13 protein-coding genes are annotated in these 15181 nt (G+C 65.4%); 5 read left to right on the top strand and 8 right to left on the bottom strand.

Annotation, left to right across the window (positions count from 1 at the left end; translation table 11 throughout):
- The first annotated feature begins 1 nt into the window (after position 1).
- Both THIMADRAFT_RS05160 and THIMADRAFT_RS05155 read left to right on the top strand, forming a co-directional pair.
- Positions 2-1195 (top strand): hypothetical protein, encoded by a 1194-nt coding sequence (locus THIMADRAFT_RS05160; protein ID WP_007191922.1) that lies wholly within the window; start codon positions 2-4, stop codon positions 1193-1195.
- A gap of 10 nt (positions 1196-1205) precedes the next feature.
- Positions 1206-3668, top strand: coding sequence for a bifunctional diguanylate cyclase/phosphodiesterase (locus tag THIMADRAFT_RS05155; RefSeq protein WP_007191921.1), 2463 nt, complete (start codon positions 1206-1208; stop codon positions 3666-3668).
- Between the two features lie 45 nt (positions 3669-3713).
- Here THIMADRAFT_RS05155 and THIMADRAFT_RS05150 read toward each other — a convergent pair whose 3' ends face one another.
- From THIMADRAFT_RS05150 to THIMADRAFT_RS05125, 6 genes are all read right to left on the bottom strand, one after another.
- Positions 3714-4595 carry an NAD(P)-dependent oxidoreductase gene (locus THIMADRAFT_RS05150; RefSeq protein ID WP_007191920.1) on the bottom strand — a complete coding sequence of 294 codons (882 nt, stop codon included), beginning with the start codon at positions 4593-4595 and terminating at the stop codon, positions 3714-3716.
- Between the two features lie 106 nt (positions 4596-4701).
- Positions 4702-5910 (bottom strand): glycolate oxidase subunit GlcF, encoded by a 1209-nt coding sequence (glcF, locus tag THIMADRAFT_RS05145; RefSeq protein WP_007191919.1) that lies wholly within the window; start codon positions 5908-5910, stop codon positions 4702-4704.
- Positions 5911-6108: 198 nt separating this feature from the next.
- A complete protein-coding gene (gene glcE / locus THIMADRAFT_RS05140) occupies positions 6109-7206 on the bottom strand; it encodes a glycolate oxidase subunit GlcE (RefSeq protein WP_007191918.1) in 1098 nt (365 codons plus the stop codon).
- A 177-nt stretch (positions 7207-7383) separates the two neighbouring features.
- Positions 7384-7992 (bottom strand): Holliday junction branch migration protein RuvA, encoded by a 609-nt coding sequence (gene ruvA, locus THIMADRAFT_RS05135; protein WP_007191917.1) that lies wholly within the window; start codon positions 7990-7992, stop codon positions 7384-7386.
- Positions 7989-8567 carry a crossover junction endodeoxyribonuclease RuvC gene (gene ruvC / locus THIMADRAFT_RS05130; protein WP_007191916.1) on the bottom strand — a complete coding sequence of 193 codons (579 nt, stop codon included), beginning with the start codon at positions 8565-8567 and terminating at the stop codon, positions 7989-7991. The genes ruvA and ruvC overlap by 4 nt, the downstream gene beginning before the upstream one ends.
- Positions 8560-9309, bottom strand: a complete 750-nt coding sequence (locus THIMADRAFT_RS05125) for a YebC/PmpR family DNA-binding transcriptional regulator (RefSeq protein WP_007191915.1) — start codon at positions 9307-9309, stop codon at positions 8560-8562. Before THIMADRAFT_RS05125 ends, ruvC begins: the two co-directional genes overlap by 8 nt.
- Positions 9310-9559: 250 nt before the next feature.
- Between THIMADRAFT_RS05125 and THIMADRAFT_RS05120 the strand changes: the two genes are divergently transcribed.
- The 3 genes from THIMADRAFT_RS05120 (at position 9560) to yacG (ending at position 12904) form a co-directional block, all read left to right on the top strand.
- Entirely contained in the window at positions 9560-11530 is a 1971-nt protein-coding gene (locus THIMADRAFT_RS05120) for an LOG family protein (RefSeq protein ID WP_007191914.1), read from the top strand.
- 215 nt (positions 11531-11745) lie between these two features.
- A complete protein-coding gene (gene zapD, locus THIMADRAFT_RS05115) occupies positions 11746-12513 on the top strand; it encodes a cell division protein ZapD (protein ID WP_007191913.1) in 768 nt (255 codons plus the stop codon).
- Between the two features lie 190 nt (positions 12514-12703).
- Entirely contained in the window at positions 12704-12904 is a 201-nt protein-coding gene (gene yacG / locus THIMADRAFT_RS05110; protein ID WP_007191912.1) for a DNA gyrase inhibitor YacG, read from the top strand.
- An 86-nt stretch (positions 12905-12990) separates the two neighbouring features.
- Here yacG and THIMADRAFT_RS05105 read toward each other — a convergent pair whose 3' ends face one another.
- Both THIMADRAFT_RS05105 and argJ read right to left on the bottom strand, forming a co-directional pair.
- On the bottom strand, positions 12991-13941 hold the full coding sequence (locus THIMADRAFT_RS05105) for a Nudix family hydrolase (protein WP_324603126.1): 951 nt from the start codon (positions 13939-13941) through the stop codon (positions 12991-12993).
- The gene (gene argJ / locus THIMADRAFT_RS05100; RefSeq protein ID WP_007191910.1) at positions 13938-15179 is read right to left on the bottom strand and encodes a bifunctional glutamate N-acetyltransferase/amino-acid acetyltransferase ArgJ; all 1242 of its coding nucleotides are present in this window, start codon (positions 15177-15179) and stop codon (positions 13938-13940) included. Before argJ ends, THIMADRAFT_RS05105 begins: the two co-directional genes overlap by 4 nt.
- Between the last annotated feature and the right edge of the window lie 2 nt (positions 15180-15181).

The following is a 15181-nucleotide window of genomic DNA, read 5'->3' as shown; positions in this document are numbered from 1 at the left end:
GATGCGTACCCGGCTCTCTATCGCGGTCATGCTGGCATGGATGACCCCGAGCGCGGCTCCGGCCCTGGAGTTTGTCGAGGGGAAACTGCAGGTCCACGGCTTCGCCAGCCAGGCCGTCGTCAAGTCGACCGACAACTACTATTTTGGTAATAGCCCCGAGACGTCGTTCGATTTCACCGAAATCGGACTGAATGCCTCCTACCAAAAAACGCCGAACCTGCTGTTTTCGGGCCAGCTTTTGGTACGACGCGCCGGGGAGATGTACGACGGCACCCCGTCGCTGGACTATGGTCTCGTGGATTTTTCGCCCCTCTCCGATGCCGAGAAGCGCCTAGGGGTGCGTCTGGGACGCATCAAGAATCCGTTCGGACTCTACAACGAGACGCGCGACGTTCCCTTTACACGCCCGAGCATCTTTCTCCCGCAAGCCATCTACTACGACAAGATTCGCAACGCCTTGCTGTCGTTCGACGGCATCATGTTCTACGGTGACCGTTACCTGGAGCAGGGTAATCTCTCTCTGAACCTGGGCGTCGGGCAGTCGGTGATCGACAACAACGTGGAATGGACCTATCTCGGCGACGACCTCGACGGCGACCTCCGGGCCGAGGGCATCAACTGGGGGATCGGAAGCCTCTGGTTCTCGACCCCGTCAGACAGCCTCAAGCTCGGTCTGAGCGCCATCCTGACGGAAATGGATTTCAATGCAGGCCCGGAATCCCCCTTAAGCTCGGGTACCATCGATGTCTTCGACTGGGTCGCTTCGTTTCAATACAACGCCGCGGATTGGACGATTTCGGCCGAGTATTCCCGTGCGCCCACTCGCTGGAACGATTTCGGCCCCTATTGGCCCTTCAAAGACCAGGTCGTGGAAGGATATTATCTTCAAGGTGCTTACCGGCTTCGACCGAATCTCGAGATCATGTCCCGTTACGAGGAAGGCTTCGCAAACCGCAAGGATCGCGACGGGCGGGATTTCTCGGATCTCACCGGCGGAACCACCCCGCGATTCGATTTCTTCTCCAAAATCCTGACGCTCGGTCTGCGCTGGGACATCAACCCGAACATCATGTTTCGTCTCGAATTTCAGCGGCACGACGGAACCTATGCCTTGTCGATCCGCGAAAACCCGGATCCGGGCGATCTAGTTCGCGAGTGGGATGTTTTCGCTGCTTCCGTTTCGGTGCGTTTTTAAGGCCCCGGGGATGGAAGAGGTCGCCGCCGTCAAGACGACACCATCGGTCGATTTGAGCCTACGCTGGAAGGCTCTCATCGCCATGACCCTGGCGCTCGTGCTGGTGAATGCGTCGCTCGCGTTGATCTCGAACTTTCAGCTGACCAGTCAGTTCGAACTCCAACAAAGCGCCGTTCGCGATCAGCAAGCTCGGCAGTTGCGCGCCCTCGTCGAAGAAGACACCCAAGAGATGTCGAAGCTCGCCAGCCTGGTTCCTCTGCTCGGCGGCAACGAATCCGCGATGGCGGGTCCGAACGCCGCGATCGAGGCGGCATTGCTCGACAACGGGGCCATGCTCGATCTGGAGTGGGACATTCGATCCGTCCAGTGGGTTCGGCCCGACGGCACCACGGCCATTGTCTGGCCGGAGGGTGCTCCGGATATTCCCGACGCACTGCGTGCGGAGCTTCGCAAGACGCCCGAGCAGGCGATCGCGGCACTCCTCTGCAGCCCTGAATGCCGGCAGTACAAAGCAACCCCGCTGCTCTGGGAGGGTTCCTTCGCCGGCAACCTGGTCCTCGGTCGCTCGCTCGCCGATGCATTGTTGACCTTCAACGCGCTGACCGGGGCCGAGGTCGCCATCACCTGGCGTGATGATGCCCGAGCCGCCGCGGTGCTGGATCCGCTCAGCCCGGACTACCTGCAGTTTCCCGCCGTCACCTACCCGGACGACACCGTGCCCGTTCTGCGCGCCGCCGCACCGACGCTCACAAGCGCCGACATGGTGCATGCGCCGCTGCTGATCCCGCATGGGTCGGGTTGGTACGAGATCTTTCGCATCCCGGCACTTGCCTCCGGCATCGACGCCTTGGTGATCAACGACGTGACGACCCAACGCGAGGCGATCCGAACGGCCACGACCGGCAGCATCCTGCTTGGGATCCTCGGCCTGATCCTCTCTGGCTCATTGCTCCTGCTGATCATCAAAGGCCCCTTGTACCGACTCAGGGATCTGGCGACGGTAATTCCCTTACTGGCCGAAAACCGCTATACGGATCTGCGCCGTCAGCTCCCGGGACGCTCCAAGTCGCTCATGCCGCGCGACGAGATCGATCTCATGACCGAAACGGTCAGGAGTCTGACCGACCGCATGGAGCTGCTCCAGTACGACCGCGAGCAGGCCGAGGCCCGCCTGGTTTGGCTCGCCGATCACGACCCCTTGACGCAGCTCTACAATCGCCGACGCTTCAACGACGATTTCGAGCGCATCCTGGATCAAACCATCCGTTTCGGTCATCAGGGAGCGCTGCTGTTCCTGGACCTCGATCAGTTCAAGGACGTCAACGATCTGAGCGGCCACCGGGTCGGCGATACCTTGCTTCAGCGCGTCTCTGAGCAATTGAGACTCGTCACCCAGACGAGCGATCTGCTCGCACGCCTGGGCGGCGACGAGTTCGCCCTGGTCTTGCCCGAGGCGACCGAGGATGACGCCCTTGCCAGCGCCGAGTCGGTCCAAGAGGCCGTCTGCTCGATCAGCCTACAGGAGCATGGCCGCCGGCACAGGGTCACGGCGAGTATCGGCATCGTCATGTTTCCGACCCAGGGCAGCGACATCGGCCAACTCATGGCGAGCGCGGATCTGGCCATGTATCAGGCCAAAGAGAAGGGCCGCGGGCGCTGGTATCTCTTCTCCGAGGATGACCAGGGCAAGGAGCAGCTCGATGCCCGCGTGCTCTGGCGCGAGCAGATCAATCAGGCGTTGACCCAGAACCGATTCGAGCTGCACGTGCAACCCATCATCGAGATCGCCACCGGACGAATACGGCACATGGAGGTCTTGCTCAGGATGCGCGACGCACGTGGCGGGATGGTCTATCCGGATCGGTTCATCCCGGTCGCGGAGCGCACCGGGCAGATCCAGGCGATCGATCGGTGGGTCATCGACAATGCGCTTGCCGCCATGGAGCTGCGAACCGACCTAAGACTCGCGATCAATCTCTCCGCCAGCGCCATGGACGATCCCTTACTGCTGACGGATCTGCGACACCTCCTGGAGAGACACCGCATCGCGCCCGAGCGGATCTCCTTCGAGGTCACCGAGACCGCCGCGATCAACAGCCTGCTGAATGCGACGCGCCTGATGCGCGGCATGCAGGAACTCGGGTGTCGTTTCGCGCTGGACGATTTCGGCAGCGGCTATGCCTCTTACGCCTACTTGCGCAAGCTTCCGGTCGACGAGGTCAAGATCGACGGGGCTTTCGTGCGCGATATCGCCAAAAACCCGGAAGATCGGATCTTCGTCAAAGCGATCACGGACATGGCCCACGGCATGGGCAAGCGTGTCATCGCCGAATTCGTCGAGAACGCCGAGATCCTGGCGATCTTGAAGGGACTCGGGGTCGACGACGCCCAAGGCTACCATTTCAGCAAGCCGGTCAAGTTGGAGCAACCGGGCACGCCGATGGTGTTCGACGGCGTCCTTTCCGACATGTGACTCCACAACATCGGGCGGGGTCCTTGCGCCGATGCCCGACGAGATTTACGTCTCGCCGACCGCACCCCGGATCACCTCGAAGATGGCCGCGGAATCCTCCTCCCCTAGCCCGTGCTCGACCAGCAGATCCAGCCATTCCGAAACCATCGCCGCCGCGGTCAGGGAGATGCCCAACTCCTGCGCGGACTCGAGCACGATCCGCATGTCCTTGCGGTGCAAGCGGGACTTGAAGCCCGGGGTGTAGTCACCCTCGATCATCCGCAGGCCATGCACCTCCAAGATTCGGCTGCCCGCAAAGCCGCCGAGCAGGGCTTCGCGCACCTTCCGCGGATCTACACCGCTCGCCTGCGCCAACAAGACCGCCTCCGAGACGCCGGCGATGGTCGCGCCGACGACGATCTGGTTGCATGACTTGCAGACCTGACCGGCACCGCTCGGGCCGACGTGCACGACATTTCCGCCCATCGCCTCGAACAGCGGCCGCACCCGGGCAAAGTCGGCCGGCTCGCCCCCGACCATGATGGACAGGGTACCCGCCTTCGCTCCGGCCTCCCCGCCCGAGACCGGGGCGTCGAGCATCGCGGCGCCGGCGGCCCGGAGTCGCTCGGCCATCATCCGCGTGGACGAGGGCGAAATCGTACTCATGTCCACGACGACCGCATCGGGTCGGACACCCTGGATGACCCCCTCGGGGCCCAGGATCACCTCTTCGACATCCGACGTATCCGAGACCATCGTGAAGACGATCGCTGCGTCTCGGGCGACCGCCGCCGGACTCGCAGCCGTCCGGGCACCCGCCTCGGCCAGCGGCGCCATTGATTCGGGGCGCCGTGCATGGACGACGAGGTCGTAGCCGGCCTTGACGAGATTCAAGGCCATCGGCCGACCCATGATCCCGAGTCCGATGAAACCGACAGTTTCGGTCATGCTGTGATCCTCGTTGCTTGTTCCACCTGAGCCGCGCCCGCCGAGGGCATGTCGAGCGCCAAGGACGGGTTGAGCGCAAACCTACACCGAGTGCTCCGAGCGCGGCTCAGCCGTCGAGCAGCTCGAGCCAATGGACGACGGGGATCTCGGTGCCGCCGCCGATCTGGAGCTGGCAGCCGATGTTGGCCGTCGCGATCAGCTCGGGCCGGCCGGACTCCAGCGCATCGACCTTGTTCACGAGCAGACGTGCAGAGAGCTCGGGCTGCGTGATCGAATAGGTCCCGGCGGAACCGCAGCACAGATGGCCGTCCGGCACGGGCGTCATCGCAAACCCGAGTCGCGACAGGACCGGCTCCACGACCTGCTTGAGCTGCTGGCCGTGCTGCAGGGTGCAGGGGGCGTGAAAGGCAACCTTGCGACCTTCACCCGGCGAGCCGATCGGCGCGAGATCCAGGCTCGCGACGACCTCGATCGGATCCCGCGCCAAGGCCGCCACACGCGCCGCCCGCTCGGCATAGGCGGGATCCCCGGCCAGCGCATGGCCATAGTCCTTCACCATGGCACCGCATCCGCTCGCGGTCACCAGGATCGCCTCGCAGCCCGCCTCGATCTCGGGCCACCAAGCGTCGATATTGCGGCGCATCGCATCGAGCCCGTCCTCGAGCGCGTTCAGATGATAGGCGGCGGCACCGCAACAGCCGGCAGCGGGCGACTCGATCAGATCGATCCCGAGCCGCGCCAGCACGCGCGCCGCCGCGGCATTGGTCTTGGGTGTGGCGACCGACTGGACGCAGCCGCCGAGCACCAGCATCCGACGACGCCCGGCAGGCTTCGGCCAAGCACCGGCCGGGCGCGGTGTCGGCAGCTTCGCCTTGAGCTTGGCCGGCAGCAGCGGTTTCACCCAGTGCCCAACCCGTATCAAGGGGCCGAAGCGCGACGGATAGGGTACGGTTTTGACGAGCGCCCAGCGCAGCAGCCGCTCGAAGACCGGCCGCTCGACGCGCTCCTCGACCAGGTGCCGCCCGATGTCGAGCAGGCGCGCGTACCGCACGCCGGACGGGCAGGTCGTCTCGCAGGAGCGACAGGTCAGACAGCGATCGAGATGCTGCTGAGTGATGCGGGTCGGCGCTTGACCCTCCATGACCAGCTTGATCTGGTAGATCCGCCCGCGCGGACCGTCGAGCTCGTCGCCGAGAAGCTGATAGGTCGGACAGGTCGCGGTGCAGAAGCCACAGTGGACGCAGGAGCGAAGGATGGCATCGGCCTCGCGACCCGCCTGCGTGCTCAGAAACTCGGGCAGGATCTCGGTCTGCATGCCTCGCTCCTAAACCGCGCCCAGCGCGGTATGCGATGTTTGTGGATGGGATCGGCCCCGGCAGACTTGACGACCGTTGGAGCGGGCGCGGTTTAACGTATTCAAAAAATTAAATTCTAAACCGCGTCTCACCGAGATCGAGGCCATCTCCGAAGCCAAACACAAAATGAAAATGACGCATGTCGCTCTGGACGCGGTTTAGAGGGTCGCGTAGAGGCGACCGGGGTTCAGGATGCCGTTCGGATCGAAGGCCCGTTTCATCTCGCGATGTAGTGTCATGAGTCCGGCCGGGATCGGGTGGAAGACCTCCGAGTGGCGATCCCCTCCGCGAAAGAGCGTGGCATGCCCGCCGACGGAGCTGACCGCCGCACGGATGACCTCGGTCTCGGCATCGCTGCGCAGCCAGCGTTGCGCCCCGCTCCACTCGATCAGCTGCGCGCCCGGCAACGCCAGGGGCGCGACGGTCGGCGGGACCGACAAGCGCCACAAGGGCGCATCACCGGAAAAGAAGGGATGGCCCTGCTCGCGGATCCGATCGCGCCAGAAGACCAGTGCCTCGGCATCGTCGACCGCCTCGCCCCCGATGCGCTCGGCGGCGGCCGAAACACCGCCGTGGTTGCCGGACAAACGAACCCAAAGCTGCTCGCCGTCGTAGCAGGTCGCGCTGATCGGAAGCGGCTGCGCAGCCCAACCCGTCATGCGTCCGAGCGCCTCCGCCGGCGAGCAGGTCTGCACCAGTGTCCGGCCGGTCGTCGGGATGGGGAGCACCTTCACGCTGATGTCGAGCAGGACACCGAGTGTCCCGAAGGCCCCGGTCATCAGCCGCGAGATGTCGTAGCCCGCGACGTTCTTCATCACCTCGCCGCCGAAACGCAGGACCTCGCCGCGCCCGGTCAGCACGCGTGTGCCGAGCACCAGGTCTCGTGCCGAGCCCGCGTAGGGCCTCGCGGGACCGGAGAGACCGCAGGCAATGGTTCCGCCTAGGGTCGCGCCGGAGCCCGCGTCGATCCCGCCCGAGGCATCGGCGAAATGCGGCGGCTCGAACGGGAGCATCTGCCCCTGCTCGGCGAGCGCGGACTCGATCGCGCTCAACGGCGTGCCGCAGCGCGCGGTGACGACCAACTCCTTGGGCTGATAGTTGAGGATCCCGGTATGCCCGGACAGCGACAAGACCTCGCCGTCGACCGCACGCCCGAGGGTCGACTTGGTGCCGCTGCCCTCCAAGCGAAGGGGCGATGAGGCCTCGGCCGCGTGGCGGACCCGCTCTTGCAGCTCGGCGGTCTGGTCGTTGCTCAACGGTCTCCCCTTGTCGTTTAGGAACGATTCAAAATCAACATGAACAGGTAGGTTGGGCAAAGCGCAGCGTGCCCAACCCGCACCGTCATTACAGGGAGCTCGACGAGAGAATCCCTTTGCGAGGCTTGTCGTTGTCGTTGGCGATTACGACAACGATTTGGTGCTTCAGTACCGAAATTATTTCTGGCTCGCGGACCGCAGAGCGCTGCGGATGATCTCCTCGGCCCCGCCGTTGCCGTCGTCGGCTGCACGAGTCATCCGCGTCGCATCGACGGGGCGATAGCCCAGTGCCACCAGCGCGCTCACCGCATCGGCGAGCGCTTGCTCGCGCGGGTCGGCACTCCCCGAGCGCGTTTCCGTGAGATGGGGTGCGCTGCCCGGAATGACATCCAGGCTGTCGCGCAACTCCATCACCAGTCGCTGGGCCGTCTTCCGGCCGATCCCCGGAACCCGCACCAACGCATCGAGGTCTTCGTGCTCGATACATTGCGCGAAGCGCGCGGCGTCCATCGAGGAGAGGATCGCCAAGGCCATCTTGGCGCCGACACCGGTGACCTTGAGCAGACGACGAAAGAGCGCGCGCTCCTGCTCGCGGCCGAAGCCGTAGAGCGACCAGGCGTCCTCGCGCACCGCCAGATGGGTGACCAGGGTCACCGTCTCGCCGACGGCGGGCAGGTCGTAGAAGGTCGACATGGGGGCCTCGATCTCGTAGCCGACCCCGCCCACATCCAGCAGCAGCTGAGGGGGATGTTTGGCGAGGATGCGGCCCTGCAGACGGCCGATCACGGGCGCCAATCCCGCCAGGAGGCGGCGGCCCGTCCGCGCGCCGGGATCCCCATCGAGTGCGCATGACAGAGCGCGATCGCCAAGGCGTCGGCCTCGTCCTCGCAGGGCATCTCGGCCAGCGCGAGCAGCACCCGGATCATATGTTGGACCTGGGACTTCTCGGCTCCGCCCGTACCGACGACTGCCAGCTTGACCGTCTTGGGACTGTATTCGTGTACCGTGACGCCGGATTTCAGGCCTGCGCAGAGTGCCGCGGCGCGTGCTTGACCGATCTTGAGCGCGGCGGTCGGATCGCGCGCGAAGATGAGCTGCTCGACCGCCATCTCGTGGGGCGCGTGCTCGGCCACGACGGCGGCAACACCGTCGAAGATGCGACCGAGACGATCCGGCCAGGGATATTCGCCGACCCGCAAGGTGCCGCTGGCGATCCAACGGCTGCGCTGACCGTCGGTATCGATGACACCGTACCCGGTCGTGCGCGAGCCCGGATCGATCCCCAAGATGCGGTGCCGAAGCTTCTCCGGGGATGCGTTCGGGGTGCGGCCGACGGGCGGACGCTGCCGGTCTTCAGGCATCGAGCTCGGCCAGGATCTCGTCGGCGATTTCGGCGTTGTGGTAGACCTCTTGGACGTCGTCCAGCTCGTCGAGGACATCGACCAGTCGCAGCAGCTTTTCGGCCGTCTCGCGGTCCAGCTCGGCGAGGGTCGCGGCGTTGTAGGAGATCTCCGCCACCTCGGTATCGAACCCCGCTTGGGTCAGCGCGTCCTTGACCGAGGCGAACGCCTCGGGCGTGGTGACCACGTCGAGCGAGCCGTCATCGTTGGCGAGGACATCCTCCGCTCCGGCCTCGAGCGCCGCCTCCATCACCGCATCCTCGTCGGTCCCGGGCTGGAAGCTGATGATGCCCTGCTTGGTGAAGAGATAGCCGACCGAGCCGTCGGTGCCCAGGTTGCCGCCGTGCTTGCTGAAGGCATGACGAACCTCGGCCGCGGTGCGGTTGCGGTTGTCGGTCATGCAATCGACCATGATGGCGACGCCGCCGGGCCCGTAGCCCTCGTAGCGGATCTCTTCGTAGTTCTCGCCCTCCATCCCGCCGGCTCCGCGCTTGATGGCACGCTCGACCGTATCCCGCGGCATATTGGCACCGAACGCCTTGTCCATCGCCAAGCGCAATCGCGGATTCGCACCCGGGTCGCCGCCGCCCTCGCGGCTCGCGACGGTCACCTCGCGGATGAGCTTGGTCCAGACCTTACCGCGCTGTTTGTCCTGCGCCGCCTTGCGGTGCTTGATGTTGGCCCATTTGCTGTGACCCGCCATCGCTAACCTCTCTTCACTCGAGATCGACCGAGCGCGCGTCCCGGCTTCTGAGCCCGGCCCGGGGAACCCGATCCGGGCCTGTTGACACCGAGGGAGTCGCGCTGCATGTTGTTTGGCCGCGCATTCTAGCATCGGCCGGGAAACTGCGGGGGAACCCGGCGCGCGGATGCGGGCTTTAGCCGCCCGGCGGACCCGCGCCCACACGCCGCACCCTCCGCGGCGACTCACCGGCGACATCAGGAACAAGGACATGTACGCGACCCCCGAGACCGGCGACGGTTGGATCACGGCCCTTACCGGCGCCGACGAGGAAGGCTTTCGTGTCGAGGCGCGCTTTGCGATCTCGCAGCGGTTTCGCGCGCTCGTGAAGGGCCGCGAGTCCGACCTCGTGTTTGCCGCCCGCAGCCGGCTCGCGCGCATCGGGGTCAACATCTGCCCGCTCGACGAGCCGCGCTTCGAGCCTGATCACTGCACACTCGAGCTCCAAGTCGTCTCGGCGATCCGCTCGTTCGGCATCACCGAGCATCTGCAGCACATCGTGGTCCCCGGCCTGCGTGTCGGGCGACTGGTGTTTTGCCCGCAGGACCGCCGTCTCGACTCCGCCGCCATCCATGCACTTATCCAAACCAACGAGATCCAGGTCCCGGCCGGCTTCTCGGTCGACAGCAACGGCTATCTCATCCTGCGGCCGCAGCGACAGCTCTTTCGGTTTCTTCAGCCCTTGACACTCGATCAGGTCACCGCGATCGCCACCCATGCCGACGGCAAGGACCTGCTCAATCGCCTGCAAATCCGCGAGGCCGTCGATCACATCGCGCTGCCGCCGAGCGACGGCCTGGTGACGGCCTGCTCCATGTTCCTGCACCGCCACTACGTCGTGCTGCGCAACCTGGACGACGCGCTCGGCTTCCATCTGCAGGCGACGGTCCTCGACCCGGTCTCCACGCGCGGCACCAATGTCTACCTGGAGTTCATCAACCGATCCGAGCGGTTGATCGTCAACCCGAGCGTCGCCGCATCGGTTCACGAGGCGATCCCGCTCACGCCGAGCCGTCGTTACTGGCACGGCCGCGCGAGCGCCCCGGCCCCCGAGGCGCGGCCCGGCAATGACTATCCGCAGCTCGCCGAGATCTTCGATCGGCTCGAGGCCGGACCGCTCGAGGATTGCTACTCGCACCGCATGATGGCCGTCACGCAGCATCCCGAGACCCTGCTGAACGGTGCGCGACCCGACCGGATTTGGACCCGACCCGAGGAACCGCGCGACCCGCGCGGCGGGACCGACTTGGCGGCCGGTCTGGTCGCCGAGGGGCTCAAGCTCGACACCCGCACCGAATACGGCACCGGTATCCTGGAGAATCTCTCCGACGGCGCACACGCGACCCTGCTGCTCGGCTATTTCCCGAATCTCATCGAGCACACCGAGATCTGCGCCGCGGCGCTGCGTCGGCGCATCGGCCGCATCGTTTTCCGTCGCGCCTCCTTCGAGCATGGTCACTTCCTCTCCGCCCGCGACCACGGCCGACTGGCCGACTACGAGGGCCTCGGCATCGAGGTCTTCTGGTGCAACGATGCGCGCGCTCACGTCGTGCGGCACGTCTTCCGCGGGCTGCGCGGTTACTTCACCTCGCCCGAGCAGGTCGACCGCTTCCGCACCAGCCTGGTCTTCGCCATCTACGGCTCCATCAAGCCGCTCGACGAGGCCTCCGCGCTGAAGATCTCGCGCCTGCTGGCCAACCTGAAGGGCCTGTTCGGAAGCGACATCAGCATCCTCACCGGCGGCGGCCCGGGCGCCATGCTGCAAGTGACCGAGGCCGCCCACCGCCTCGGACTGCTGGTCGGCTCGAGCTACATCGAGACCCTGGACCAGAAGCCCAATCAAAGCGCGGACTATTACCAGACCTTCCAGGCACGCAGCCGCCAGTCGCGCCAGCGCTGGTTCGAAATCGCGAGCTTCCATATCTTCCTCTCGGGCGGGGTCGGAACACTCGAAGAGATCGGTCTGACCCTGACCGACATGAAGCTCGGCGTGATCGAGTCCGGACCTATCGTCTTCTTCGACGGCTCCGGGGAGGGCTTCTACTGGGAGGGTCTCAAGACCCAGCTCACCCGCATGGCCGCCCAGGGCCGACTGCCGGACTGGGTGCTCGAGAACATCCTCATGACCGCCGATCCGGACGCCATCCCGCGCTTCTACAAACAGACCCTGCGTCTGGGTTGACATCGAGCGCGTCGCTCGATCGCGCGCGGAGGGAACATATGCAACGTAAACGACCTTCTGTTGGCGAGAGCCCGTGACAACCCCGCGCAAAATCGGGAGAATTCCGTCTATGGTATCGCGCATCGGATCGATGGATGCGCGACGTTCGAACGACTGCCGCGCCGACCGGGCCGAGATGATCGGATCCGGGTCGCGCCGACCCCCGAGGCGCCTTTGTGTCGACTTTGATGACCTTCGAGCATCCGCTGAACGAGCGCGTCCGCACCTTCCTGCGGATCGAGCATCTGTTCGAGCGACTCAACTATTTCGCGCCTCAGTACGATGCTTGGGCAACCCGAGTGGCCGTCGAGACCTTGCTCGACATCGCCTCTGTGACCGCGCGCGCGGACGTCAAGACCGAGCTGCTCAAAGAGCTCGATCGCAACATGGCCACGCTCAAGCGTTTCGGGGATCAGCCGGGGGTGGATCCGCGGGCTTTGGAGCAGGTCCTCGGCGACCTTGCGGATGCCGTCGGCGGCGTCCATCGCCTGTCCGGACCCATCGGGCAGATCGCCCGCGAGGACGATCTTCTCAAGAGCGTCGCCCAGCGCAGCAGCATTCCGGGCGGGGCCTGCAGCTTCGATCTACCGCAGTTTCATCATTGGCTCATCCAGGTACCGGAGATCAGGCAGGCACGGCTCGACCATTGGCTCCAGGATCTGCGACCGGCGGAGCGGGCGATCCGTCTCGTCCTCTCGCTGGCCCGAACCAGCGCATCGCCGCGCCAGGTGCTCGCAGAGGGCGGTTTCTTCCAAGAGGCGCTCGACGTGCAGGCACCCGCGCAGATGGTGCGGGTCGGCATCAACGGGACCGGCGCACTCTATCCCGAGATCAGCGGACACAAGAGCCGCTTCAGTATCCGTTTCATGAAGACCGGGCCTCAAGGACGGCCGTCTCAGATCCCGGAAAACATCCCCTTCAACCTCACCTGCTGCGTCTTTTGAAGCACGTCCTTTACACCATGCACTGTTCCGACTCGCTCGCTGCCCGGGCACCCGCCAAACGCCTCATCCGTGGACGTGGTTCAGATGATTCGGATGCATTCCTGAACCGCGTCCGGCACGGATTCATCGGCATGCACCGCGCTGCGCTCGCCGACACAGCATCGATTTTCGCTCGGGACGCGGTTTAGCCATGGCCACGACCGTCTCCTGCCCGCGTTGCGGCAAGTCTGTTGTTTGGGGTCCGCAATCGCCGTGGCGCCCCTTCTGCAGCGAGCGCTGCCGTTTGGTCGATCTAGGCGAGTGGCTGGACGAGAATCGCCGGATACCGGGCACCGAAGACGATCTCGACGATGATTCGCCCATCAGCGAGCATTCGCCGGGGGCACATTAAACCGCGTCCGGTGCAAGATGCGCATTTTCGAGTGAGATCGACATTTGGTGCATCCACGGCCCTTAGCGGGGACGCGGTTTAACCGATCAATCGATCGACCAAAAGCCTCGAATCCCCGCCACGCCCTGTGCGCCATGCTCGCGGGCGACATCCAGATCCGCTCCGGTCACGCCGCCCAGCGCATAAACCGGAAGCGTCGCCGCATCCGTCAACTCGGCAAAGCGCTGCCAGCCGAGCGGCTCGGCCTCGGGGTGGGATGCAGTCGGCTGGACCGGCGAGAGCAGCGCGTAGTCGAGCCCGAGACGCGCCGCGCGCAGAAGATCATCGGCCGCGTGACAGGAGGCTCCGACCAGGTCGTCGGGCCGACCCGGACGCTCGGTCAGTCGGGCGAGAGCCTGCCCGCCGAGGTGCAGACCGTGACGCGGGATGCCGAGCGTCTCGTCCGGATCGCGATTTAGAAGAAGACGTGCACCGCCTTGCGCGCACAGCACGAAGGCGCGCCGCGCCAAATCCCCGTAGGCCCCTTGATTCAGTCCATGTGCACGCAGTTGAACAAGCTTGATTCCCCCCGCGACGGCTTGCGCGATCCGCGCCAGAAAGACCTCCGGCTCAAGCGGGTCGGAACCCGTGATCAAGATGCAAGCCGGCAGGCGCAGGGCGGTGATGATGGGACGATCGGCAGCAGGAAAGCAGCCGGGATCCAGGGTCTCGGGGGATTGCCAGGCGAGAGGCTGCCCTTCCAAACCGGCCGGGATGCCCGCGTACGACTCGACACGCCTGACATCGAGCAGGACATGCCGATCGCCGTAATGGTGCCGGATACGGATCAGCGGACGGCTGTCGCGGACCTCGATGCCGAGCTCCTCGGCCAGCTCGCGCGCCAGACCCTGCTCGGGCGACTCGCCGGGCTCGAGCTTACCGCCCGGAAACTCCCACAGCCCGCCCTGATGGACATGATCCGGGCGTTTCGTGACCAGCACACGTCCCGCCGAGTCGGAGATCGCGCCGACCATCACATGAACCAGGTCGCTGCTCAACTGCGGTATTCGGCGTTGATCCGAACGTAATCGTAGGACAGATCGCAGGTCAAGATCTGCGCTTGGCCCGGACCCCGGCCAAGCGAGACGCGGATCAGGATCTCGGGCTCGGCCATGACGGCGGCGCCGGCCTCCTCCGTATAGTCCGGTGCACGCCCCCCGGCATCGACGATCAAGACCTCGCCGAGGTGGATTCGAATCCGATCGATATCGAGATCCCGAAGACCCGCACGCCCGACCGCGGCCAAGATGCGGCCCCAGTTGGGATCGGACGCAAAGAGCGCCGTCTTCACCAAGGGGGAATGGGCGATGGTGTAGGCCACGGCGCGAGCCTCCTCGACGTCGGCCGCACCCTCGACCTCGACGGTCACCAGCTTGGTTGCGCCCTCGGCATCCCGAACGATCGCGGTCGCCAGCTCGAGGCAGACCGCATCGACGGCGGTCTGGAGCACATCCAATTGCGGCGATGCGCCGTTGCGGATTTCCGCATTCCCGCAGACACCGGTTGCGACCAGCACGCAGGCATCGTTGGTCGAGGTATCGCCGTCGACCGTGATGGCATTGAATGACCGGGCGACCGCGGAGCCCAGACACGCCTGGAGCACATCCGGTGCAACAGCCGCATCCGTCGCGATGAAGGCGAGCATGGTCGCCATGTTCGGACAGATCATCCCGGCGCCCTTGGCGATCCCGGTGATCGAGGCGGTGTGCCCGTCGATCTCGAAGCGACGCGAGACCAGCTTGGGCACCCGGTCCGTGGTCATGATGGCCCGCGCGGCGGCCGGCCAGGCCGCTGCATCCAAGCGCCCGAGCAGCTCGGGCAGTGCCGCCGCGATACGATCCACAGGCAGGTGCTCGCCGATGACGCCCGTGGAAAAGGGTAGAACCTCCTGCGCGGAACACTCGCCGATTGCGGCGAGCGCCGCACAGCTCGACTCGGCATCCGCCAGACCGCGCCGACCTGTGCCCGCGTTGGCATTGCCCGCATTGATCAGCAGGTAACGCGGCGCAGTTCGGCCCAAATGGGTCTTCGCGAGCCGCACGGGCGCGGCACAGAAGGCGTTGCGTGTGAAAACGGCCGCGCATCGACTGCCGCCGACGAGCTCCAGGACGAGGAGATCGTCACGCCCCTGATAGCGAATGCCGGCGGCCCCCGCGGCCAGGCGCACGCCCTCGACCGGGAGCCAGGAGTCGTCCGACGGGACCGGATCCGAGGTATGCGCGTCCGTCGACGTCATGG

The organism is Thiocapsa marina 5811, from assembly GCF_000223985.1.
GTDB lineage: Bacteria > Pseudomonadota > Gammaproteobacteria > Chromatiales > Chromatiaceae > Thiocapsa > Thiocapsa marina.
Note: the sequence above shows the minus strand (reverse complement) of the source record. Positions and strands in the feature narration are given on the sequence as shown.